This is a genomic window from Caulobacter sp. GW821-FHT10F06, assembly GCF_058809215.1.
In genome coordinates this window covers 1-21,272 of sequence record NZ_JBXASK010000012.1, presented here as the reverse complement: position 1 = coordinate 21,272, position 21,272 = coordinate 1, and the positions used below count along the sequence as shown (strand labels likewise).

The 21,272-nt window shown below is 68.6% G+C and carries 21 protein-coding genes; 11 read left to right on the top strand and 10 right to left on the bottom strand.

The annotated features are described in order from the left end of the window. Positions 1-26 precede the first annotated feature (26 nt). Both AC1RUS_RS21940 and AC1RUS_RS21935 read right to left on the bottom strand, forming a co-directional pair. Positions 27-1,304 carry a DNA-packaging protein gene (locus AC1RUS_RS21940; protein ID WP_492918749.1) on the bottom strand — a complete coding sequence of 426 codons (1,278 nt, stop codon included), beginning with the start codon at positions 1,302-1,304 and terminating at the stop codon, positions 27-29. Continuing rightward, positions 1,195-1,563, bottom strand: coding sequence for a hypothetical protein (locus AC1RUS_RS21935; RefSeq protein ID WP_492918748.1), 369 nt, complete (start codon positions 1,561-1,563; stop codon positions 1,195-1,197). The genes AC1RUS_RS21940 and AC1RUS_RS21935 overlap by 110 nt, the downstream gene beginning before the upstream one ends. A 366-nt stretch (positions 1,564-1,929) precedes the next feature. Between AC1RUS_RS21935 and AC1RUS_RS21930 the strand changes: the two genes are divergently transcribed. After that, entirely contained in the window at positions 1,930-2,463 is a 534-nt protein-coding gene (locus tag AC1RUS_RS21930) for a DUF1993 domain-containing protein (RefSeq protein ID WP_492918747.1), read from the top strand. 33 nt (positions 2,464-2,496) lie between these two features. On the opposite strand, the gene AC1RUS_RS21925 is transcribed toward AC1RUS_RS21930, so the two are convergent. Together AC1RUS_RS21925 and AC1RUS_RS21920 are read right to left on the bottom strand one after the other, a co-directional pair. Continuing rightward, a complete protein-coding gene (locus AC1RUS_RS21925; RefSeq protein ID WP_492918746.1) occupies positions 2,497-2,799 on the bottom strand; it encodes a DUF3892 domain-containing protein in 303 nt (100 codons plus the stop codon). 202 nt (positions 2,800-3,001) lie between these two features. Continuing rightward, positions 3,002-3,490 (bottom strand): YcgN family cysteine cluster protein, encoded by a 489-nt coding sequence (locus AC1RUS_RS21920; RefSeq protein WP_492918745.1) that lies wholly within the window; start codon positions 3,488-3,490, stop codon positions 3,002-3,004. Between the two features lie 54 nt (positions 3,491-3,544). Between AC1RUS_RS21920 and pbpC the strand changes: the two genes are divergently transcribed. Next, positions 3,545-5,746: a multimodular transpeptidase-transglycosylase PbpC gene (gene pbpC, locus AC1RUS_RS21915; RefSeq protein ID WP_492918744.1), complete on the top strand. Its 2,202-nt coding sequence runs from the start codon at positions 3,545-3,547 to the stop codon at positions 5,744-5,746. Between the two features lie 83 nt (positions 5,747-5,829). After that, entirely contained in the window at positions 5,830-6,588 is a 759-nt protein-coding gene (locus AC1RUS_RS21910; RefSeq protein ID WP_492918743.1) for an SDR family NAD(P)-dependent oxidoreductase, read from the top strand. A gap of 109 nt (positions 6,589-6,697) precedes the next feature. Here AC1RUS_RS21910 and AC1RUS_RS21905 read toward each other — a convergent pair whose 3' ends face one another. Both AC1RUS_RS21905 and rutR read right to left on the bottom strand, forming a co-directional pair. Continuing rightward, a complete protein-coding gene (locus tag AC1RUS_RS21905) occupies positions 6,698-7,588 on the bottom strand; it encodes an oxygenase MpaB family protein (protein WP_492918742.1) in 891 nt (296 codons plus the stop codon). A gap of 8 nt (positions 7,589-7,596) precedes the next feature. After that, the gene (gene rutR, locus AC1RUS_RS21900) at positions 7,597-8,382 is read right to left on the bottom strand and encodes an HTH-type transcriptional regulator RutR (protein ID WP_492918741.1); all 786 of its coding nucleotides are present in this window, start codon (positions 8,380-8,382) and stop codon (positions 7,597-7,599) included. 67 nt (positions 8,383-8,449) lie between these two features. Between rutR and rutB the strand changes: the two genes are divergently transcribed. The 4 genes from rutB (at position 8,450) to rutA (ending at position 11,996) form a co-directional block, all read left to right on the top strand. Continuing rightward, on the top strand, positions 8,450-9,220 hold the full coding sequence (gene rutB / locus AC1RUS_RS21895; RefSeq protein WP_492918740.1) for a pyrimidine utilization protein B: 771 nt from the start codon (positions 8,450-8,452) through the stop codon (positions 9,218-9,220). A 133-nt stretch (positions 9,221-9,353) separates the two neighbouring features. Then, positions 9,354-9,743: a pyrimidine utilization protein C gene (gene rutC / locus AC1RUS_RS21890; RefSeq protein WP_492918739.1), complete on the top strand. Its 390-nt coding sequence runs from the start codon at positions 9,354-9,356 to the stop codon at positions 9,741-9,743. A 133-nt stretch (positions 9,744-9,876) separates the two neighbouring features. Continuing rightward, positions 9,877-10,677: a pyrimidine utilization protein D gene (gene rutD, locus AC1RUS_RS21885; RefSeq protein ID WP_492918738.1), complete on the top strand. Its 801-nt coding sequence runs from the start codon at positions 9,877-9,879 to the stop codon at positions 10,675-10,677. A 257-nt stretch (positions 10,678-10,934) separates the two neighbouring features. After that, the gene (rutA, locus tag AC1RUS_RS21880) at positions 10,935-11,996 is read left to right on the top strand and encodes a pyrimidine utilization protein A (RefSeq protein WP_492918737.1); all 1,062 of its coding nucleotides are present in this window, start codon (positions 10,935-10,937) and stop codon (positions 11,994-11,996) included. 114 nt (positions 11,997-12,110) lie between these two features. Here the strand turns inward: rutA and AC1RUS_RS21875 are convergent, their stop codons facing one another. Further along, the gene (locus AC1RUS_RS21875; protein WP_492918736.1) at positions 12,111-12,614 is read right to left on the bottom strand and encodes an FKBP-type peptidyl-prolyl cis-trans isomerase; all 504 of its coding nucleotides are present in this window, start codon (positions 12,612-12,614) and stop codon (positions 12,111-12,113) included. Between the two features lie 264 nt (positions 12,615-12,878). On the opposite strand from AC1RUS_RS21875, the gene AC1RUS_RS21870 reads away from it, so the two are divergent. Beyond that, on the top strand, positions 12,879-13,013 hold the full coding sequence (locus AC1RUS_RS21870; protein WP_492918735.1) for a hypothetical protein: 135 nt from the start codon (positions 12,879-12,881) through the stop codon (positions 13,011-13,013). Positions 13,014-13,105: 92 nt separating this feature from the next. Here AC1RUS_RS21870 and AC1RUS_RS21865 read toward each other — a convergent pair whose 3' ends face one another. From AC1RUS_RS21865 to AC1RUS_RS21855, 3 genes are all read right to left on the bottom strand, one after another. After that, entirely contained in the window at positions 13,106-13,639 is a 534-nt protein-coding gene (locus AC1RUS_RS21865) for a porin family protein (RefSeq protein ID WP_492918734.1), read from the bottom strand. A gap of 145 nt (positions 13,640-13,784) precedes the next feature. Next, complete coding sequence (locus AC1RUS_RS21860; RefSeq protein WP_492918733.1) at positions 13,785-14,453, bottom strand: response regulator; 669 nt, start codon at positions 14,451-14,453, stop codon at positions 13,785-13,787. Continuing rightward, a complete protein-coding gene (locus AC1RUS_RS21855) occupies positions 14,450-16,597 on the bottom strand; it encodes an ATP-binding protein (protein WP_492918732.1) in 2,148 nt (715 codons plus the stop codon). The genes AC1RUS_RS21860 and AC1RUS_RS21855 overlap by 4 nt, the downstream gene beginning before the upstream one ends. A 230-nt stretch (positions 16,598-16,827) precedes the next feature. Here AC1RUS_RS21855 and AC1RUS_RS21850 point away from each other — a divergent pair, with 230 nt between their 5' ends. The 3 genes from AC1RUS_RS21850 to AC1RUS_RS21840 form a co-directional block, all read left to right on the top strand. After that, positions 16,828-18,216, top strand: a complete 1,389-nt coding sequence (locus AC1RUS_RS21850) for a hypothetical protein (RefSeq protein ID WP_492918731.1) — start codon at positions 16,828-16,830, stop codon at positions 18,214-18,216. A 100-nt stretch (positions 18,217-18,316) separates the two neighbouring features. Next, on the top strand, positions 18,317-19,060 hold the full coding sequence (locus AC1RUS_RS21845; protein ID WP_492918730.1) for a DUF1353 domain-containing protein: 744 nt from the start codon (positions 18,317-18,319) through the stop codon (positions 19,058-19,060). Between the two features lie 240 nt (positions 19,061-19,300). Beyond that, on the top strand, positions 19,301-21,272 hold a 1,972-nt coding region (locus tag AC1RUS_RS21840), incomplete at its 3' end, for a TonB-dependent receptor (protein ID WP_492918729.1).

Below are 21,272 nucleotides of genomic sequence, written 5' to 3'. Positions count from 1 at the left end.
GCGAAGCGGTCAGGAGGGGGCAAGTTTCACAGCGACCGAAGACGGGGACTTCTCCCCACCCCCAGCATCAACTCACTCACCGCCCAGACCAGCGCATCGGCCCTGTCCGGACTGTGTCCGAGATCCCCGGTTCCCAGCCCCATCAGCTCCTCCTCCAGGGCCGTGAAGACCCCGCAGTGGATCACCCGGCCCTGCTCGTACAAGGCCGCCACCGGCTCGGCCCTCGCCCGTTTTCCCACCGACGCCCGGACCAGCTTCACCGCGCAGGGCGGGTCGGCCTGGGCCAGGACCGCGCGGACCATGTCGCCGCCCTGGTTGGCTTCGGCGACCAGGGCCGCCGCGTCGAACTCACGAGCGGCGTCCACCGCCCGCCGCGCCCAGGCGTTGGGCGACAGGCCGCGGGCCGAGCGGTCGGCGAGCACGAAGGCCCGCCCCTCGAACCGGCCCACCGCCACGATCCCGCAGGCGTCGCCGGTGGCGGTGGCCGGCGGGTCGACCGCCACCACCACCCGGTCGAACCGCGCGGGGCGAGCGCCCCGACACCGCGCCAGGTCCTCGGCGCGGAACAGGCCGCCCTCGTCCTCGACGACCAGGCCGTCCAGTTCCTGGGCCGCCAGGCGGGTGCCGCCGTAGAGGCTGTTCAGCGTCGACAGGAAGGCCGGCGCCAGGTTCTCGGCGTTGGCCGCCGTGCCGGCCCGGGTGACCGCGACGCCGGGCTCGGCGATCAGGGTCTTCAGGGCCCGGATCGGCCGGGGCGTGGTGGTGACCACCAGCCGGGGATCCTCCCCCAGCCGAAGGCCGAACCGCAGCATGGCCAGGGTCTCGGCCGGCTTTGGCCAGGCGCAGAACTCGTCGGCCCAGGCAGCGTGGAACTGCGGACCGCGCAGGCTGTCGGGGTCCTCGGCCGAGAAGGCGTAGGCCACCGCGCCATTGGGCCAGAGCAGACGCTTGCGCGAGGTTTCCCAGCGCGGCTGAAAGGCCGGCCCGCCCATGGCCCGCAGGCCGGAGGGCCCGTCGATCATCACCTCGCGCACATCGTGCAGGGTGGCGCCGACCAAGGCAAGATTGGGATAGGCCAGGGCGTTCCAGGTCATCCAGCGCGCCCCGGCGAAGGTCTTGCCCGCGCCGCGCCCGCCGAGCATCAGCCAGGTGGACCAGTCGATGTGCTCGGGTTGCTGCTGATGCGCCTGGGCCTCAGCCAGACAGACGCTGAAGAGTTCTTTCTGCTCCTCGTGGCTGAGGGTCGCGATGGCCTCGATCAGCGTCGCCTCCCTCGCGGCGCTTGAGTTCGATAAGGTCAGCAACGCCGCCGATCTTGGCGACAAGAGCGGCCTGAAGCTCGGCCGGATCATCGGGGATATCATCATGCATGGGGGCCTCTTCCTCAGGCGCCGGCTTGGCGAGCTTTCGGGCGACGGGCTTGGCGTCGGGGACCATGACGACGATGGCCCCCGTGGTGCGGGCGTGGGTCCCGTAGGCTTCCGCCTTGCGCTTGGACAGGACGACGACCGCGACCTCGGTCGCGGCTTTGGTGATCGCCCACTCGGCGTCCATTTCCTGCATGAGGCGTTCCTGGTGCGTCGCGCCCCAGGCCCGAACCTCGTCTTCGCTTCTTCCGGCCATGACACAAAGATACGGGAGCAGCGGGCGCCTCCGATTGGAGCGCGCGAGAAAGTTGCAAGTTGTTGATTTTGCCAAACTCTACTTCGCGAACGCGGAGGATTGAGGGCGTTGTATCCCCGCGCTCGCCCCCTCCGCGCCTGCGGCGCTCCTCCCCCATAGGGGGAAGATGAAGAGGCGCGGATCCTATCTTCCCCTTATGGGGGAGGACGACCGCGAAGCGGTCAGGAGGGGGCGAGTATGCGAACCCTTGACCCCCGCCCCGATGCGGCGAACCTTCCGGGCTAGAACCTCACCGGAACCCTCGCCATGTCCCTGCACGCCCTCGTCGTCCCGACCTTCGTCCAGATGCTGAAAGGGCTGTCGGCCCAGCTCGACAAGGGCGCCGACCTGGCCAGGACCAAGGGATTCGACCCGGCGGTGCTGATCAACGCCCGCCTGGCGCCGGACATGTTCCCGCTAGCGGCGCAGGTGCGGTTCACCTGCTACCAGGCCACCGATTCCGTGGCCAAGCTGACCGGCCTCACGGGTCCCGGCATGCCCGAGGGCGAAGGCTCGCTGGACGACCTGAAGGGCCATATCGCCGTGGCCCTGGCCTTCCTGGAGGGCGTGCAGCCGTCGGCCTTCGACGGGGCCGACGACAAGACCATCACGCTGAACCTGCCGGGCGACCTGGTGTTCGAGATGACCGGCGCGCAGTTCACCCGCGACTGGGCGCTGGCTCAGTTCTATTTCCACGCCGTGACGGCCTACGACATCCTGCGCCACAACGGCGTGGCGCTGAGCAAGCGCGACTATGTCAGCCACGCCATCGTCTATCTGAAGCCCGGCGCGGCGGGGTGATGCTCCCCCAAGAGGGGGAGGATCCAGGCGTTCCTAGGCGAGCGGCGCGTCGGCCGGCTCACCCGGCAGGGCCAGCAGCGAGCGGGGCTCGTCGCGCTCGTCGACGGCCTTCAGATAGCGGGCGCCGGTGCGGCTGGTGCGGGCCTCGACGGCCACCTCGGCGTCGTCGCGGGTGACGAAGAACCGCCACTTGCCGGTGTCGACCAGCTTGACGGCCTGGGACAGCGACAGGCTCCACGGCTCGGCCAGGCGACCGCCCACATGGGTGATGCGGTCATAGGCGCTGTGGCGTCCGTTCTGTGCGGCCCAGGTGATTTCGGCGCGTTTGGCGGCCATGCGGTCTTCCTTGAGTCGCCAGCGCGGACAGGCGGTTTTTCGGCCCCGCGACAGGTCGCGGCGCTCGAGGCGTGTCGGCTTTTTGCTGGATGTGCGCAGCGCGCCGGAGTCGGCGCTTGGAAGGGGTATAGCGCATTTCGTCTCGGAATGCGCCCCTGTGGATAAGTTTGACGGATCTCTCTCCCGAAAGGGCGAAGGACGATCAGTCCTCATCCGGGTCGTACGGCTCGTCCCCGCGATCGGCCATCAGGTCCAGGGCCACGAAGTCCATGGCGTCCTCGGCCTCTTCGAAGGCCAACTCGCTGACCGTCTGATCGCGCACCGAAATGCCCTGCTTGTGGGTGCTGTCGGGGTCGCCGGTGACCAGCGGATGCCACTGCGGCAGGGTCTTGCCCTCGTGCAGCCGGCGATAGGCGCAGGAGGGGGGCATCCACTCCAGGTCCTCGATGTTGTGCGGCGTCAGCTTGATGCAGTCGGGCACCGTCTTGCGGCGGTTGGGGTAGTCCTTGCAACTGCAGCGGTGCTCGTCGAACAGCTGGCAGTGCACACGCGTGGGGATCACCTCGCCGGTATCTTCGTCTTCGAAGCGAACCAGGCAGCAAAGCCCGCAGCCATCGCATAGACTCTCCCACTCTGGGACCGTCATCTGCAGGAGCGACTTCGTCTCCCAGAAAGGTTTGCGCGGCATCATGCGGGCGTCCTAAACCGAATTTAGATTGAGACCAAACAGGGCCGCGCCGAACTCGTGAACGACTGGACGCTTCCGCCATACCGCTTCGACGACAAGGAACCGCCCAAACCCGGGACGGAGACGCCCTTCGGCGCGCGCCAAACCCCACCGCCGCCCACGCCGCAAGGGTCTGAACCGGCGGGGCGCGACCCATTCTCGCTGTCGCCGCCGCCGCCTCCCCCGCCGCCGCCCGAGCCCGAGCAGCCCTTCCGCGCGGATTTGGCGCACCAGAAGCAGCGCCGCCGCAAGAAGCGCTTCGGCTGGATTCTGCCGACCGTTCTGGTCCTGATGCTGCTGGCGGCGCTGACCGTCGGCGGCGGGGCCGGCTATGTCTGGTGGAAATATCTGCGCGACACGCCCAAGCTCCCGACCCGCGAGGCGCTTTTCGCCGTCAACCGCGCCCCGGGCATCCGCTTCGAGGACAAGAACGGCCAGGTGATCGCCACCCGCGGCCCGCGCTATGGCCAGCGCATCACCCTGGGGATCGTGCCCAACTACGTGCCGCTGGCCTTCATGGCCGCCGAGGACCGCCGGTTCTACAAGCATGGCCCGATCGACCTCTATGGCATCGCCCGCGCCGCGGTCATCAACTGGAAGGCCAAGCGCACCGTTCAGGGCGCCTCCACCCTCAGCCAGCAGCTGGCCAAGGGCCTGTTCCTGACCCCCGACAAGACCGTCAAGCGCAAGCTGCAAGAGATGGTCATGGCCCGGCAGCTGGAGCAGGTGCTGACCAAGGACGAGATCCTTGAGCTCTATCTGAACCGGGTGTTCTTCGGGGCCAACACCTTCGGCGTCGACGGGGCATCACGGACCTATTTCGGCAAGCCGGCCAGCGAACTGACCCTGTCGGAAGCCGCCCTGCTGGCCTCGCTGCCCAAAGCGCCCTCGCGCCTGGCCCTGACTCGCGACATGAGCGGCGCCCTGGCCCGCTCGCGCCTGATCCTGGCCAATATGCGCAAGGAGGGCTGGATCACCGCCGAGCAGGAAAGCCGCGCCCTCGACGACACCCCGCGCCTGTCGCCCCTGGCGATCCAGGACGAGGGCAATTACGGCTGGGTGCTGGACTACGCCACCACCGAGGCCGTGCGCATCGCCGGCCAGAACGCCCCCGATCTGGTCGTCCGCCTGACCATCGATCCGGGCCTGCAAAAGCTGGGTTCGGAGATCGTCCGCCAGACCATCGCCTTCGACGGCGAGCGCTCGGGCGCCAGCCAGGCGGCCCTCTTGTCGCTGTCCTCGGACGGCGCGATTCGGGCCATGGTCGGCGGCGCCGACTACATCGAGAGCCCCTTCAACCGGGCCGTCCAGGCGCGCCGCCAGCCGGGCTCGACCTTCAAGCCGTTCATCTACGCCGCCGCCCTCGACAAGGGCGTGCTGCCCACCGACATCCGCGTCGACGCCCCAGTCAAGTTCGGCGACTGGAGCCCCGAGAACTACAGCGGCGGCTATCGCGGTCCGATGACCGTCGAGCAGGCCCTGATCACCTCGACCAACACGATCGCCGTCAAGCTGGGCGAGGAAGCCGGCGGCCCGGCGATCGGCGAGCTGGTCCGGCGCTTCGGCATCACCAGCCTGCCCCCCAATCCCGACCTGTCGGTGGCCCTGGGCTCGTACGGGGTCAGCCTGCTGCAGATGACTTCGGGCTTCCAGGTGTTCCAGCAGGGCGGCAACCGCCTCGAGCCCTACATCATCGAGAGCATCGTCACCCAGGGCGGCGCGCCGGTGTTCGCCCGCCAGGCCCCGCAGACCCCGCTGAACGTCTACGACGTCGGCCGGGCCTCGATGATGGTCAAGATGATGAAGAAGGTCGTCACCCAGGGCACCGCCAAGCGCGCCGCCTTCGGCCGTCCGGCGGCGGGCAAGACCGGCACCAGCCAGAACTGGCGCGACGCCTGGTTCGTGGGCTTCACCCCCGACTACGTCACCGGCGTCTGGGTGGGCAACGACAACGAAAAGCCGATGAACAAGATCGTCGGCGGCGACATCCCGGCCAGCATCTGGCGCAAGTTCATGATGGCCGCCCACGAGAACCTGGCGGTCCGCGACTTCGCCTGGCTGCTGCCCGACCCCGCCCCGGAAAGCTCGCCCGACCCCCGCAACGGCTACTACGAGACCCTGGCCGCCGAGTTCAGCCGCGCCGCGGCCGAGCTCGAGTCCGCGGCCAATCCCCCGCCGCCGCCCGAAGGCCAGCCCGCGCCGTCGGACCTGCCGTACTAGGGCCGGGCGACCTAACGGCGCCCTCGACATCGCCAGTCTGCCCCGCCACCTTCCCGGCCGACGAAACCGGGAGCACCAGAGCCATGACCGACCAGACCCTTGCCGGGCGCACCGTGCTGGTGACCGGGGCCTCCTCGGGGATCGGGGCGCATCTGGCGCGGGCGGCGGCCCTGGCGGGCGCCCGGGTGGCGCTGGCCGCGCGGCGGGTCGATCGGCTGGAAGGGCTGGTTGCGGAGCTGGGCGACGGCGCGGCGGCCTTCGCCATGGACGTCGAGGACGAGGCCTCGGTGATCGCCGCCTATGACGCCATCGAGACCCGGCTGGGCGTCGTGGACAGCGTCATCGCCAACGCCGGGATCAGTGTCCAGGGCTCGGCCCTCGACATCGCCGTCGAGGATTTCGACAAGGTCCTGGCGGTCAACACCCGGGGCATGTTCCTGACCGCCCGCGAGGGCGCGCGGCGGATGATCAAGGCCGGCTCGCTGGGCAGCGGCCGGGGCCGTGTGCTGCTGGTGGCCTCGATCGGGGCGCACACGGTGCTGCCGGGCCTGACGGCCTACTGCACGTCCAAGGCGGGTACAGCGATGATGGGCAAGAGCCTGGCCCGTGAGTGGGCCCGCAAGGGGATCAACGTCAACGTCCTGTGCCCCGGCTACATCCGCACCGAGCTCAACAGCGACTGGTTCGACCACGAAGGCGGCCAGAAGCTGGTGGCGTCGTTCCCCAGGAAGCGGCTGATGGCCGAGAGCGACCTGGCGCCCATGGCCCTTCACCTGATCTCGGACGCCGCGGCGACGATCACCGGCGGGGTGTTCACGGTGGATGACGGACAGTCGCTATAGCTAACTTGTCATCCCGGCCAAGCGCGCAGCGCGCCGAGCCGGGACCGCCGGAAGCTCCGAGCCTGCCGCGGTCCCGGCTCTCCGCTTCGCTGCGGCCGGGATGACAGGGTTAGTCGGGGCGCTTCCTGTACAGCCAATCCCCCGGCAACCCCATCCGCACACAGGCCTGGGCAGGCGGCGCGCCGGGCACGGCGAGACGATCGGCCATGCGCCCCGCCAGGCGGATGGCCTTCAGCTCCAGCGGCCGAGGCAGCCACTCCGGCCCCAGCCCCAGAACCTCGCGCACCTCGACAGGCACAAGCCCCACCGCCGCGCGGATCAGCGGCCGTTGCAGCAGGCTGACCGCCCCCGGCGCGACCTTGGTCTCCCGCATGAGGCCCAGGAACTCCAGCACGATGTCGGAGGTCTCCAGCCTGGGCAGCATAACCGCCAGCTGGGCCTCCCATTCGGCCCGCGAGGTCGGCGCGCCGAGGGCTCCGTAGAGGCGGGCGGCGGGGGCGGCTTCGGCGTAGAATTGGTCCTTCTCGGCGTCGGACAGCGGCGAGACCAGGGTCGCATAGGCCTCCATGAAGCCGTAGCTGGCGGTGGCCTGCACCCAGTCCAGCAACGCGACGTCGGTGGCACTGTAGGCGACGCCGGCTGGTGTCGCGCCCGAGACCCGGGCGTGCTGACGCCCGACCCCGGCGATCATCGCCTCGGCCGTCGAGCGGGCCCCATAGACCGTGACCATGGCCGCCAGGCCGGTGCGTTTGAGGCGGGTCAGCGGGTCGGTCTTGAAGCTGGAGTGGTCCCAGACCCCCGAGCGCACCCGGGGCTCGGCCAGCTCGAGGATCACGGCCGTGATCCCGCCGACGAACAGCGACACCGGGTTCTTGAACACCCGCCAGGACACCGAGTCCGGCGCCGCCAGGGCGGGCTCTCCGGCGGGGGCGGTGAAGTCGATCCGGGGGCCGCCCGGGATCTGGGTGAGGTTTTCGACGGCGCGGGTCAGGGCGTTCATGCCCTACCCTAACGCGGACGCAGGCCGTCCAGCACCAGGGACGTCACGGCTGACCGCGTCTCGTCCATGAAGGCCCCGTTGGCCAGGGTGCGGCCGGAGAGGGCGCGGACCTGGACGGCGAAGTCGGCATAGTGCTGGGTGATCGCCCAGATCGAGAAGATCAGGTGGGCCGGATCGACCGGAGCCAGCCGCCCGTCCCGCACCCAACCTTCGATGACCGCGCACTTGGCCTCGAACACCGTCTTCAGCGGCCCGGCCAGCACCGATTTCAGCAGGGGCGCGCCGCGCAGCATCTCCAGGGCGAAGAGGCGCGAGACCTCGGGGTGGTCGCGGCTCATCTCCAGCTTGAAGCCGATGAAGGCCTCGATGGCGGCGAAGGGGTCCTCGTCGGCGGTGAACCGCCCGAACGGCAGCAGCCACAGGGACAGCCCCTGCTCCAGCACCGCCAGATAGAGGGCGTCCTTGGAGGGGTAGTAGTAGAGCAGATTGGCCTTGGACAGCCCAGCCGCCTTGGCGATGGCGTCGATGCTGGCCCCGTCCAGCCCCTGGCGGGCGAAGACGCCTTGGGCGGCTTTCAGGATGGCCAGGCGGCGGGCCTCGTGGGCCTGGGCGCGGCGGCCGAGCGGAATGTTATCCACAGCGAGCGCCGCGTTATCCACAGCCTCGCCGGCCGATTTCCCGCCCAAGGTTTGAGCGGCCTTGACCAGCTTGCGGGCGCCCGACGCCGTCTGGGCGCCGGACCGGGAGGCGGCCTTGCGCGGGAGCTTGACGGTCTTGGCGAGCGGATCGGTCATCGCGTCTCGAACTTGAACCAAATGGTCAAACTTTGACCGAACGGTTCGGATTGCGCTGTTCTCCCGGATGGTATTCCATGCCCTCCGGAAATCACAAGGCCGACCTTCGAAGGTCGGAGAAGGAGCCGCCTCGATGACGCCCCTCTCTCCCGATGCGGTGATGCTGCCCGCGCGGCCCGAGCCGATCCCGGTGGATCCCAAGACCACCGCCGTCATCGTCATCGACATGCAGAACGCCTACGCCTCGCCCGGCGGTTATCTGGACCTGGCCGGGTTCGACATCAGCGGCGCGGCCGCCTGCATCGACCAGATCGCCGGAATCCTGCCGGTGGCTCGGGCGGCCGGCATGCAGGTGATCTATTTCCAGAACGGCTGGGACGACCAGTATGTCGAGGCTGGCGGCCCCGGCTCGCCCAACTGGTGGAAGTCCAACGCCCTGAAGACCATGCGCGCCAAGCCGGAACTGCAAGGCAAGCTGCTGGCGCGCGGCCAGTGGGACTATGAGCTGGTCGACGCCCTGAAGCCCGAGCCGGGCGACATCCGCCTGCACAAGACGCGCTACAGCGGCTTCTTCAACAGCCAGTTGGACAGCGTGCTGCGGGCGCGCGGCATCCGCCACCTGGTGTTCGTGGGGATCGCCACCAACGTCTGCGTGGAGTCGACCCTGCGCGACGGCTTCATGCTGGAATATTTCGGCACGGTGCTGGAGGACGCCACCCACCAGGCGGGCCCCGACTACGTGCAGAAGGCGGCGCTGTTCAACATCGAGACCTTCTTCGGCTGGGTCACGACGACGGCGGACTTCAAGGGGGCGTTCGGGCAGCTGGCGCCTCCGTAAAAACTGTCATCCCGGCCAAGCGCGCAGCGCGCCGAGCCGGGACCCAGAGCAACCGCACTGCATTGGCCCCTGGGTCCCGGCTCTCCGCTGCGCTGCGGTCGGGATGACAAGCTAAAAATAGAGAGGAATTGAGATGCCCAAGACCGTCATCACCCCGCCCGGCACGGGCACGCCCATCGCCCCGTTCTCGCCCGGCACGCTGGCCGACGGGATCGTCTACGTCTCGGGCACCCTGGCCTTCGACAAGGACAACAACGTCGCCTTCCCCGACGACGCCGAGGCCCAGACCCGCCAGGTGCTGGAGACCATCAAGTCGGTGATCGAGACGGCCGGCGGCACGATGGAAGACATCACCATGAACCACATCTTCGTCACCGACTGGGCCCACTACGCGCCGATGAACAAGGTCTATGCCGAGTACTTCCCCGGCGACAAACCGGCCCGCTACTGCATCCAGTGCGGCCTGGTGAAGCCCGGCTTCGTGGTCGAGATCGCCTCGGTCGCCCACATCGGGAAGAAATGATGGGCTTCCCTTCAATAGCACATCCCCGCGCAGGCGGGGACCCAAACCGAGCCAGCGGACGGCGGCTCGGCCTCGCCAAGGCCCGAGAGGCGGCTTGGGTCCCCGCCTTCGCGGGGATGTGCGGAGATTTTGAATGACCACCGGGACCGTCGACGGCCTCTTTTACGAACTGCACGGCGGTCCCGTCGCCGGTCGCGAGGCCGTGATCCTGTCGTCGGGCCTGGGCGGCTCGGGCGCGTTCTGGGCGCCGCAGATGGCGGCCCTGACGGCGAAGTTCCCGGTGGTGTTGTACGACCATCGCGGCACGGGCCGCAGCGTGCGCGAGTTGCCCTCCCCCTACGCCGTGCAGAACATGGCCGACGACATCGTCAAGGTGATGGACGCCCTGGGCCTGGCCAAGGCCCATGTGGTCGGCCACGCGGCCGGCGGCAATGCCGGCCTGGCCATGGCCCTGTCGCATCCGGACCGGCTGGCCAAGCTGGTGGTGGTCAACGGCTGGTCGCGGCCCGATCCGCATATCAAGCGCTGCTTCGACACGCGGATCCATCTGCTCAACGACAGCGGCGTTCAGGCCTATGTCCACGCCCAGCCGATCTTCCTGTATCCGGCCGGCTGGCTGTCGGAGAACCATGACCGGCTGCAGGCCGAGGAGCCCCACCACGTGTCCGGCTTCCCGCCCAAGGCGGTGATGCTGGCGCGAATCCAGGCGTTGCTCGACTTCGACGTCGACGCCGACCTGCCGCGCATCCCGCATCCGGTGCTGGTCAGCGCCAGCGCCGACGACATGCTGGTGCCTGTCGCCTGCTCGATGCGCCTGGCCGAACGGCTTCCCAACGCCCAGCTGGAAGTCGCGCCGTGGGGCGGGCACGGGTTCACCGTGACGGACCCGGAGACGTTCAATTCGGCGCTGGTCCAGTTTCTGGAGGGGGCGTGAGCATTCTTCTAGATCCTCCCCCTTTGGGGGAGGTGGCCCAGAGGGCCGGAGGGGGTCCTCTCCGGTCCATGCCGCTGAGGACCCCCTCAGTCGCTCCGCGACAGCTCCCCCAAAGGGGGAGCATCTGCCGCGTCGCCAATCCCCTTTCCCCTCGTCATCGGTCCGCGACTGCAAGCGCGGACCGAAGCCCCACGGCGCGCTTCGGCCGCCGTGGGGTGACGGCTTTTATTCGGCATTAGCCCAAAGGAACCCCACCCATGCAGGTCGGCGTCTTCATCCCCATCGGCAACAACGGCTGGCTCATCTCCGAGACCTCGCCGCAGTACATGCCCAGCTTCGAGCTGAATAAAGAGATCACCCAGAAGGCCGAGACGTACGGCTTCGACTTCGCGCTCTCGATGATCAAGCTGCGCGGGTTCGGCGGCAAGACCCAGTTCTGGGAGCACAATCTCGAGAGCTTCACGCTGATGGCGGGCCTGGCCGCCGTGACCAGCAAGATCAAGATCTTCGCCACGGTCGCCACCCTGACCATACCGCCGGCCATCGTGGCGCGCATGGCCTCGACCATAGACTCGATCGCTCCGGGCCGCTTCGGCATCAACCTGGTGACCGGCTGGCAAAAGGCCGAGTACTCGCAGATGGGCCTCTGGCCGGGCGAGGCGCACTATACCGACCGCTACAACTACCTGGCCGAATACACGACCGTGCTGAAGGGCCTGCTGGAGACCGGCGTCTCGGACTTCAAGGGCAAGTACTTCCAGATGGACGACTGCCGGGTCAGCCCGCACCCACAGGACACCAAGCTGATCTGCGCCGGCTCGTCGGACGAGGGCCTGGCCTTCACCGCCCAATATGCCGACTACAGCTTCGCCCTGGGCAAGGGGACCAACACCCCGACCGCCTTCGCCTCGGTCAACAAGCGGCTGGAAGCGGCCGCCGAAAAGACCGGCCGCGACGTGGCCAGCTTCATCCTGTTCATGGTGATCGCCGACGAGACCGACGAGAAGGCCATGGCCAAGTGGCAGCTCTATCGCGAGGGCGCCGACCAGGAGGCCCTGGCCTGGCTGACCCAGCAGGCGGCCCCCAACGCCGCGGCCGGCTCGACCACCAACACGGCGCAGCTGGCCGCGCCGGAGTCGGCGGTGAACCTGAACATGGGCACGCTGGTGGGCAGCTATGAGAGCATCGCCCGGATGCTCGACGAAGTGGCGGCCGTGCCCGGGACCGGCGGCGTGCTGCTGACGTTCGACGACTTCGTGCAGGGGGTGGAGGACTTCGGGACGAAGATCCAGCCGCTGATGAAGAGCCGCCAAAAATAAGCCCTCCCCTTTAATGGGGAGGGTTGGGTGGGGGTGATGGGGCGCTTGCCGGTTGAACCGCCGCGTCACCCCCATCCCCAGCCCTTCCCCCATCAAGGGGGAAGGGAGCCGTCGTCAATCCACCGCCAGCATGCCGATCAGCTGCAGGCGGAACACCATCACGCTGCCGGCCGGGATCGGGCCGGTCTCGCGGTCGCCGTAGCCCAGTTCCGACGGCACGTAGAGCACCCATTCGTCGCCGACATGCATCATCGGCAGGGCCTCCAGCCAGGCCTGGACCAGGCCGTCCAGCGGCATGATCGCCGCCTGCTTGCGCTCGAACGAGCTGTCGAAGACCGTGCCGTCCAGCAGCTTGCCTTCGTAATGGACCTTGATGATGTCGCCGATCTTGGGCGACGGACCGGTCTTGGGGCCCGAGGTCATGACCTTGTACTGCAGGCCCGAGGCCGTGGTGACCACGCCCGGCGCCTTGGCGTTCTGGGCCAGGAAAGCCTTGCCGGCGACCGCCGCCGGAGACGGCGCCAGGCTGGGGGGAGGACTCACCACCGGCGATTGCGCGGCGGCCGATCCACCCGCCAGAAGGGTCAAACCAAGAGCCAAACAGGCAAAACGAAGCATTTCAGGTCCTGACGATGAAACTTTTTTCGGGGCGCAGACTAAGGCCTCATCGCGTCGATGCAACCTTTTGGCGTTTTGAAAAGCACAAGAGATTCAGGCCTTTGAAAGGCGAGCCGCTTGGCTGAATGCGTTCACCCAACGCGTTGCGGCGCGTTTCACGGGCGCTTTACGAGAATGTTACTAAGATTAACCAAGCATTAAGATCGGTTTTAGTCCACGATACGTTCTCCAAGGGCCGTCCATGGAAGTTCGGGGAGGTACGAGATGTCCAAACACACAGGCGCTTGCGCCGCTCAGCGCCACTGGTGGCAACGTTATCCGATGTTCGCTCTGGCCGCTGGCTGGACCGTGATCGGCGCCATCATGATGGCGGGCGTCTCCCAGTTGCACATGGTCTGACGGCGGCTTCGCGCCGCTGATCGCAGCCTGGGTGGGAGGGACGCCAGATCGCACCCCTCCCGAAGGCTTAGCCTAAAGACCTAGCCCAAGACCTAGAACGTGCGAACATAGGCGACGGCGAAGCCATTCGTCGGAACGTCGTCGATGGCGTAGTGCGTGTAGTCGAAGCGCACGCCATTCTTGGCGTCCAGCTTGTACTGAGCGCCGAGGCCGTACGAGAACGCGCCGTCATTGGTGTTTTCCGAGAGGCCGGCGCCCGTGATCTTGCCGGCGAGGTGGCCGTAGCCGACGCGGGCCAGCAGGTCGAACTTGTCGCTCGCCGGAACGAACACCACGCCATAGAGGAAGGCGGCGCTGTCGACCTTCACATCGACCGCCGGCTTGTCATAGACCCGGTCCTGCTTGGCGCCGAAGAACAGATCGCCTTCCACGCCGAGCCACTTGTTGGCCTTCCAGCCGACGCGGCCGCCGACGATCGGCACGGTGGCGTCGTCGAAGGTCGGCGCGGGATCGAACTTCAGGGTCACGACGCCGGCGTTGACCGCGCCATAGACTTCCGCCGAGGCCGGAGCGGAGACGGCCAGCGCGGCGACGACGGCGGCCGCGCCCAGATAAGACAACTTCATTAGAATAACCCCCAAAACCCCCGGGAACATCCGGGGCAGGAGGCGCTTAAGGGTGGTCGCCCCAGGCGCGCAATAAGCGCAAGGCGCGGCAAGGTTGTTTTAAAGTGACTGATACATAACGGATACAGTCAAGCTTGCCGCCACCTCACACCAAGCCCCGCCGCGCCGCCTCCAGCGCCGCTTCGGCGCGGGAGCAGATGTTGAGCTTGCGGTAGATCGCCTTGACGTAGCCAGCCACGGTCTGCTCGACCACGCCCATCACCTTGGCCGCCTCGCCCGAGCGCAGGCCCCGGCCGATCAGCCGCAGCACCTCGGTCTCGCGCGGGGTCAGGGCGGCCAGCGGCTCCAGGGTTTCGGGGATGCGCGGCCGGTCGCGGAAATAGCCCAGCATGCGGCGGGCGATGGCCGGCGACAGCGGCGTCTCGCCCTCTTCCAGCCGGCGCAGATAGCGCACCAGGTCATCGCCGCCCATGTCCTTGAGCAGATAGCCGCCCGCGCCCGCCGCGATGGCGTCGAACAGGTGCTCGTCGTCGGCATAGATGGTCACCACCACCGCCCGGGTGTCGCCGGGGCGCTCGGCGATCTGCCGCAGCAGGTCGACGCCGCCGCCGTCGGGCAAAACGAGATCCACGAGGGCCAGGTCCGGCGTCCAGGACGGGCCGCCGATCGGATCCAGCAGGGCGCGGGCCGTGCGCAGGTCGCCTGCGCCCCGGGCGTCGACGCCTGGAAAGGCCAGGGCCAGGGCCGACAGCAGATGCTGGCGCGTCTCGGCCTGGTCTTCCAGCACCAGGGCCGTGGCCGGCGGGGCGTTCACGCCGAGGCTCCCGCCAGAGGCACGCTCAGCCGCACCGCCGCGCCGCGCGCCGTCTCGGGGAAGGTCACCTCGCCGCCGATCTCGCCCAGCCGGCGCTCCAGATTGGCCAGGCCGCTGCGCCGCCCCGGCTCGCGCGGCAGGCCGACACCGTCGTCGCTGATGGTCATTTCAAGCCGCTCGGGACCGTGCCGAACGGTCACCGCCACATGGCTGGCCCCGGCGTGGCGGATGGCGTTGGAGACCACCTCGCGGCAGGCCGAGGTCAGGTTCTTGTAGACCCTGTAAGGCGCCGGCTGGCTGGGCTCGTCCAGGTCGGGCGGCGGCCAGTCCAGCGACAGACCGGCGGCGGCCAGGCGCTCGGCGGTCTCGTGGCGCAGGTCGGCCAGCACCTCGTCCAGCGGCAGCTCATGCCCCGACAGGCCCGAGACGATGGCCCGCAGGTCGCCGATCGCGCCGCGCATGGCCTCGTGGGTCTGGGTCAGCTCCTGGCGGTGCAGGCCGGAGAGGAGCCGCGCGCCGACGTCGTCGTGCAGGTCGCGGGCGATGCGCAGTCGCTCCTCGACCACGCCGCGGGCATAGGCGTCGCGGCCCTGCTCGATCTGGGCCAGCAGGGTGACCAGTTGGTCCGCCAGCTGGACCTGGGCCGTGCCGAACAGCCCCCTGCCCCGCGCCGGGAACCGTAGCAACAAGGCCGGCGCTCCGGCCGCCGGCGGCAGGGTCATGGCCACGCCCTCGTCGACGATCTCGGCGCGATCGGGAGCGGCCGGAGCGGTCGTCACCTCCAGCGGCTCATAGACCCGGGCCAGCAGGTCGCGCCAGGCGGCCTCGCGGGCGTCGGCCTGGTGGGTCAGGGCCACCTGGGCGACGGCGGCGAACATCTCGTGGTCCTTCATGGTCCGCCGGGCCACGGTGCGCCGCCACAGCACGTCGCGGAACGGCAGATAGGCGAAGGCCACGATCAGCAGGGCCGCCCCCAGCGAAGCCTGCGGGCTGTAGCGCAGCACCGTCAGCAGCACCGCGTCCAGCACCAGCAGCGCCAGACCGGCGCCCAGATAGAACAGGATCCGGAACGCCCACTGGTCCAGTTCGAACAGCTTGTGGCGCCGCAGCCCCACGGCCATGCCGACATAGATGATCACGAAGAAGCCCAGCGAGAACCGGGGATCCAGCAACGGCGGCTTGCCGATCATGGCCGGCAGAGCCACCGAGCCGATGAAGGCTCCGGCCCCGACGATCACCGACAGCCCCAGCCAGCGGGTGGCGGCCATGGCGGCGGGATCCTTGCGGCTGGCGACCGCCTGCACGCCGATGGCGACGATGATCAGGGCCATCTCGATGACGGTGAACCCCTGGCCCACGCTTCCCAGGCTGGGATTGCCCGGCAGCAGCGGCCAGCCCATCCACAGACCGACCGCAGCGGGGCCCATGGCCAGCAGCAGCCAGGCCGGGGCCAGGCGCTTGGGATAGGCCAGGAAGAAGGCGATCATCGCCCCGCCATAGGCGATGGCTCCCGCCATGTTCAGCCACAGGGCCGGACCGACCAGGGCGGCGTCCATGGCCAGCTCGACCGTCGAATGCACCGCCCAGCCGAAGGTGAAGGCCAGCATCGACAGGCCGGTCAGGGCGAAGAGACGCGTGGCCGGCTCACGCGGCCGCAGCGCCCACACCCAGCCGCAGATCAGCGCCGCGATCAGGCCGAACGACAGATTGGCCCAGAACTCCGCGCCCAGGCTCGACAGCGGACGGGGCCGCGCGTCCAGCGTGACCACCCGCGTACGCCCCGCCGCGTCCAGCACCGACAACCGCAGCGGACGGGCCTTCAGCGCCTGGGCGGCCAGGTCGTGCTCGGCCAGGCCCGCCTTCGCGCCGGCCTGCGTCGCCGCCCCGTCCTCGCCTTCCAGCCGCGCGCCGTTCAGCGCCGTGTTCCCGGCGGCGACAAGGCGGTCCCCGACCTTGATCCCGGCCCGGGCGGCGGGTCCGTCCGGATCCAGGGTGGCGACCGTCAGCGGCGCGGTCGGTCCGCCAGCCTCCAGTCCCACGCCCAGCCACGCCGGCGACACGGCCAAGCTGATCGCGGCCAGGGCCGTGGCGATGCAGAACAGGACCACTCCGAGCAGGAGGGTGCTGGGCGAGGTGACGCGCATGCGATTGGTGGAGCCCCGGAAGTTCCGGAAATGTACGGGCAATCCGCCCGCAACGTCCATCCGCCGAACACCGTTATGGGCGCCCCTGTTCTGGGGGTTGACGGGGGGAGCGGGCCGGCGGCTTGGGAGCGGAGCTCCGGAACCGTTCCTGTTGCGCCCCTTGCAGTTTCAATCTTCGGGCGCATTATCGCATCTGAGATAACATCGTTATCAATGTGTGGGGGCACATCATGATCTTTTGGACGGACTCGGACGTCGGCGACCGTCGCCGATACGTCATCGGCGCGCTCCGCCGGTTGTTGATCGTTGGCGCGCTGCTGCCCGTGCTGGCGTGCTCCACCCATGAGCCGCGACTGGAAAGCCATCAGATCCTGGTGTCGTCCGTCACCAAGGGCGCGCCTCTGATTGTGGTCGGGGTGGAGAAGTTCAAGGTCAGGCCTGATTCCACCCGGATCGCCTACCAACCGTCGGAAGGCCAAACGCGAAAGGATTGCGAAGACGCGCCATCGCGATGCGTCGACCTTCGCCTGGGGACCGCCGGCGCCAGAACTGTGAAAAGTGACCCATCGAAGGATTTGCAAAACCTCTGGGTGGCGAGGCTGGACGACTCCACGCAGATGCTGGTGAGCCACGTTGTTCAACTCACCCCTGAGGGCGAATGCGACAAGGTCTGGTTCTCCGCCTACCCGCCGGAAAGCTGCGTCAAAGGTGTCGGCGCCCTGGGCGCGCCTGACGCCAGCGTGGAGAAGAGCTGGGAGGCGCTTGGCCCTTCCGGCGCGGTGACCAAGGCCATCGAGAGCGAGATCAAACCCGATACGACCCACATCATCGTCCTGGCGACGGGATGGCGCGTAAAGCAGGAAGAATCGGCCAAGTGGTTCGCCGACTGGACCAGCCAGATCAACGCCAACCTGGCAGGACCGAATTTCCACCCGATCTATATCGGCCTGACCTGGCCAGCCTACAGGTGGGACGGCGTCTTCAGCTTCCGCAACAAGGCCCACGACGCCGACGAGGTCGGCCTGACCTGGGCCAATGTGCTGGTCAATCGGACCCTGGCTGAGATGCCGGAACGCCAGAGGCTGAAGGTGGTGCTGGTCGGCCACAGCTACGGCGCCCGGATGCTGTCGATGGCGACCTACTCCGGCGCCTATATCGGCGCGCCTTGCGCCAAGGGCGGGCCAGACCTGTTGATCGGCCTGCAGGGCGCCTTCTCGAGCGGACGTTTCATCGGCTCGCATGCCCGCGACGACAGCGCCTATCCAATGGACCAAGGCTGCAGAACCAAGGCTGTCTACACGACCAGTTCGCATGACTGGGCGGTGTTGGTCGCGCCGTCGCAATGGATCTCCTGGGGCACAAGCTACATGGGCAGCGCGGGCACGTTCAGGAGCGCGGAGAAGAAGACCTCGCCGTTCGAGACCGAGGGGAGCGACAATCCAGGGAAAATCCAGATTCTCAAGGCCAGCGATCAGATCTGCGACCACAGCGATGTTCGCACGGCATGGGCCGGCTGGCGTATTGCTTCCCTTATCGACCAGTATGAAGCGCCCAGCGGTCGGCTGAACGTGCGCGCCGCACCGGCGTGGAAGCGCTGCAAGAACTTCCTTCTTTTCTGACGCCAGATCGCCGCTCAGACCATTCCCACCCCGGCCTCGAAACCGCCACCAAAACGGTGCTATAGCCGCGCCTTCCTCGAGACCTGTCCGAAGACCCGCCTTGCGCCCGATCCGATCCGCCCTCGCCGCCTCCGCTCTGCTCGGCGCTCTGCTGCTGGCCGGCTGCGCCACCGAGACCAAGGAGACGGTCTATATTCCGGTGGTGGCGCCCACCCCGCCCAGTTCGCTGACGCCGCAGCCGGTGGTGCTGTTCAACCAGACCAAGGCCGGGCGCAAGCTGTTCACCCTGGACGCCGAATTCCCCTATTGCGACGTCGAGACCGGCAAGGTGATCGTGGTGCCGCGCTGGTACGTCACCGACTTCGCCAGCGTGCCGTGGTACGGCCAGAGCTTCATCGATCCGCAGGGCCCGACGGCCCGCGCCGCCATCGTCCATGACTGGCTGTACGCCATCGGCGAGCCGGGCCGGCGCGAGGAGGCCGACGCCATCTTCTACCGGGCGATGATCAAGTACGGCGTGTCGAACTTCCAGGCGGGCCTGGCCTATCAGGCCGTGCGCACCGGCGGCGAGAAGGGCTATGGCCTGGCCGGCGACTGGCTGTTCATCGACCCCAAGCACCAGGACGTGCGTCAGGCGCCGCCCTTCGCCAAGCCGCGCACCGGTGCGGTGCGGGTGATGCCCAAATGCGCGGGCTTCACCAACCTGATCGCCAGCGGCTGGCGGGCCTATCCGATCAAGACCGCGCCGGTCTATGTGCCGCCGCCACTGGTGGTGACCAAGACGCCGCTGGACCAGGTGAAGGAAAAGCTGCCCTGGCCCGGCTCGGCCAGGCCCAAGAAGTAGCAGCGGCCGCGACGGTGTTGCCTGGCTGAAGGCCAGACGGCTCCGCTGATGCGCGATTGCATCATCCGCGTGTCAAAGACGCCCCATATGGCGATCCTGAAACAGTTTCCCGCCGCCGGGAAATCGCAACGCAACAAAGCTGAAAGAAGACCGTTCCGGCGGTGAGCTTAGGCTCGGCCGCGGGGGAAATGTCTGGGAGACATGTTGGTGATTGATCTTGTGACCTCGAGCGGGGAACGCGTGACGACGCGTCGTCTGCGCGCCTCGCTGATGCTGGGCGTGGCCGCCGCCCTGATGGCCGCTCCGGCCCTGGCCCGCCAGACCACGGCGACGACGCCGGCCGCCAAGCCCGCCGCCGTCCAGGCCGAGGCCTATGACGAGGCCAACGAGGTCGACGCCCTGACCGTCACCGCCAGCCGCACCCTGCCCGGCTCGGTGGTCGGCGACATCCCGCCCGAACTGCAGCTGTCGCCGCGCGATATCCGCGCCTATGGCGTCTCCAGCGTGTCGGAGCTGATCGACGCCCTGTCGCCGCAGCTATCGACATCGCGCGGCGGCGCGGCCGGCGGCCGACCGGTGATCCTGGTCAACGGCGCGCGCATCTCCAGCTTCGGCGAAGTGCGCGACATCCCCACCGAGGCCATCGCCCGGGTCGAGATCCTGCCCGAGGAAGTGGCCCTGAAGTACGGCTATCGCGCCGACCAGAAGGTGGTGAACCTGGTCCTGCGTCGCCGGTTCAAGGCCACCACGGTCGAGGCCGGCTACAAGGCTCCCGTCGAGAACGGCGGCGGCGACACCACCGACGCCCACGTCACCCAGTTCACCGTGCTGCGCGACACCCGCCTGCTGCTGGACGCCAAGCTCAGCGAGCAGAGCAAGCTGCTGGAGACCGAGCGCGACATCGCCCAGCCGCGCACCGACGCGGCCTATCGCAGCCTGGTCCCCGCCCAGAGCACCTGGGCGGTCAACAGCGTCTATACCCGTCCGCTGGGCAGCGGCGTGTCGGGCACGCTGAACGGCAGCCTGGAGTCGACCGACAGCACCGCCTGGCTGGGCGTCAACACCCTGTCGAGCGGCCCGCTGCGCCGGCAGTCCGACAGCCTGACCGCCCACCTGGGCGGCGGCGCGGCCGGCGCCGTCAAGGGCTGGCGCTGGACCGCCACCGCCAACGCCGAGCGCGCCAGCAGCGACAGCACCACCGACCGGGTGATCAGCGGCGTGGCCTATCGCGACAAGTCCAACTCGGTCACCACCTCGGCCGACGCCCAGCTGGACTTCAACGGCACGCTGTTCCGCATCCCGGCCGGCGCGGTCTCGACCACGGTCACCGGCGGGCTGGAAACCACCAAGCAGGACAGCGTCTCGCTGCGCTCGGGCGTCGAGCGGTCGGTCTCGCTGTCGCGCGACACCGTCAGCGCCAAGCTGAACCTCGACGTGCCGCTGACCAGCAAGCGCAACGACGTGCTGGCCGCCGTCGGCGACCTGTCGTTCAATGTCAACCTGGCGGCCGAGAAGCTGTCGGACTTCGACACCCTGACCACCGTCGGCGCGGGCGCCAACTGGGCCCCGATCGACAAGCTGCGGATCATCGCCTCGGTCACGCTGGACGACGGCGCGCCCACCCTGGCCCAGATCGGCAATCCCGAGCAGCTGACGCCGGGCGTGCAGACCTACGACTTCAAGACCGGCAAGTCGGTGGTGATCTCGCGCCTGGACGGCGGCAACCGCAATCTGAGCGGCCAGGAAGGCCGGGTGTTCAAGCTGGGCCTGAACCTCAAGCCGTTCACCAACCAGAACCTGACCCTGCAGTCGGACTATATCAACTCGCGCACCGACGACCTGATCTCCAGCTTCCCTACGGCGACCAGCCAGATCGAGAACGCCTTCCCCGAGCGCTTCACGCGTGACGGGGCCGGCAACCTGATCCAGATCGACGCCCGGCCGGTGAACTTCGACCACCGCCGCACCGAGGAGCTGCGCAGCGGCTTCACCTTCCGCAAGAGCTTCGGCGTTCCGGCCCAGGGTCAAGGCCAAGGCCAGAACCGTCAGGGCCAGGGGCAAGGCGGTCAGGGTCAAGGCCAGCAACAGGCCCAGGGCGAGCAGCCGCGTCCGCCCGCCGACGGCGCCCCGCCGGCTGACGGTCCTCCCCCCGGCGCCGCAGCGGCGTTCGGCGGCGGCGCGCCCGGCGGCGGCGGCTTCGGCGGCCCCGGCG

What these genes read in the sequence shown, in the direction of transcription:
- AC1RUS_RS21935 (WP_492918748.1), bottom strand. Translation starts at nt 1,563, where the DNA reads ATGCAGGAAATGGACGCCGAGTGGGCGATCACCAAAGCCGCGACCGAG.
- AC1RUS_RS21930 (WP_492918747.1), top strand. Translation starts at nt 1,930, where the DNA reads ATGTCCCTGCACGCCCTCGTCGTCCCGACCTTCGTCCAGATGCTGAAA.
- AC1RUS_RS21925 (WP_492918746.1), bottom strand. Translation starts at nt 2,799, where the DNA reads ATGGCCGCCAAACGCGCCGAAATCACCTGGGCCGCACAGAACGGACGC.
- AC1RUS_RS21920 (WP_492918745.1), bottom strand. Translation starts at nt 3,490, where the DNA reads ATGATGCCGCGCAAACCTTTCTGGGAGACGAAGTCGCTCCTGCAGATG.
- AC1RUS_RS21910 (WP_492918743.1), top strand. Translation starts at nt 5,830, where the DNA reads ATGACCGACCAGACCCTTGCCGGGCGCACCGTGCTGGTGACCGGGGCC.
- AC1RUS_RS21905 (WP_492918742.1), bottom strand. Translation starts at nt 7,588, where the DNA reads ATGAACGCCCTGACCCGCGCCGTCGAAAACCTCACCCAGATCCCGGGC.
- rutR (WP_492918741.1), bottom strand. Translation starts at nt 8,382, where the DNA reads ATGACCGATCCGCTCGCCAAGACCGTCAAGCTCCCGCGCAAGGCCGCC.
- rutB (WP_492918740.1), top strand. Translation starts at nt 8,450, where the DNA reads ATGGTATTCCATGCCCTCCGGAAATCACAAGGCCGACCTTCGAAGGTC.
- rutC (WP_492918739.1), top strand. Translation starts at nt 9,354, where the DNA reads ATGCCCAAGACCGTCATCACCCCGCCCGGCACGGGCACGCCCATCGCC.
- rutD (WP_492918738.1), top strand. Translation starts at nt 9,877, where the DNA reads ATGACCACCGGGACCGTCGACGGCCTCTTTTACGAACTGCACGGCGGT.
- rutA (WP_492918737.1), top strand. Translation starts at nt 10,935, where the DNA reads ATGCAGGTCGGCGTCTTCATCCCCATCGGCAACAACGGCTGGCTCATC.
- AC1RUS_RS21875 (WP_492918736.1), bottom strand. Translation starts at nt 12,614, where the DNA reads ATGCTTCGTTTTGCCTGTTTGGCTCTTGGTTTGACCCTTCTGGCGGGT.
- AC1RUS_RS21870 (WP_492918735.1), top strand. Translation starts at nt 12,879, where the DNA reads ATGTCCAAACACACAGGCGCTTGCGCCGCTCAGCGCCACTGGTGGCAA.
- AC1RUS_RS21865 (WP_492918734.1), bottom strand. Translation starts at nt 13,639, where the DNA reads ATGAAGTTGTCTTATCTGGGCGCGGCCGCCGTCGTCGCCGCGCTGGCC.
- AC1RUS_RS21855 (WP_492918732.1), bottom strand. Translation starts at nt 16,597, where the DNA reads ATGCGCGTCACCTCGCCCAGCACCCTCCTGCTCGGAGTGGTCCTGTTC.
- AC1RUS_RS21850 (WP_492918731.1), top strand. Translation starts at nt 16,828, where the DNA reads ATGATCTTTTGGACGGACTCGGACGTCGGCGACCGTCGCCGATACGTC.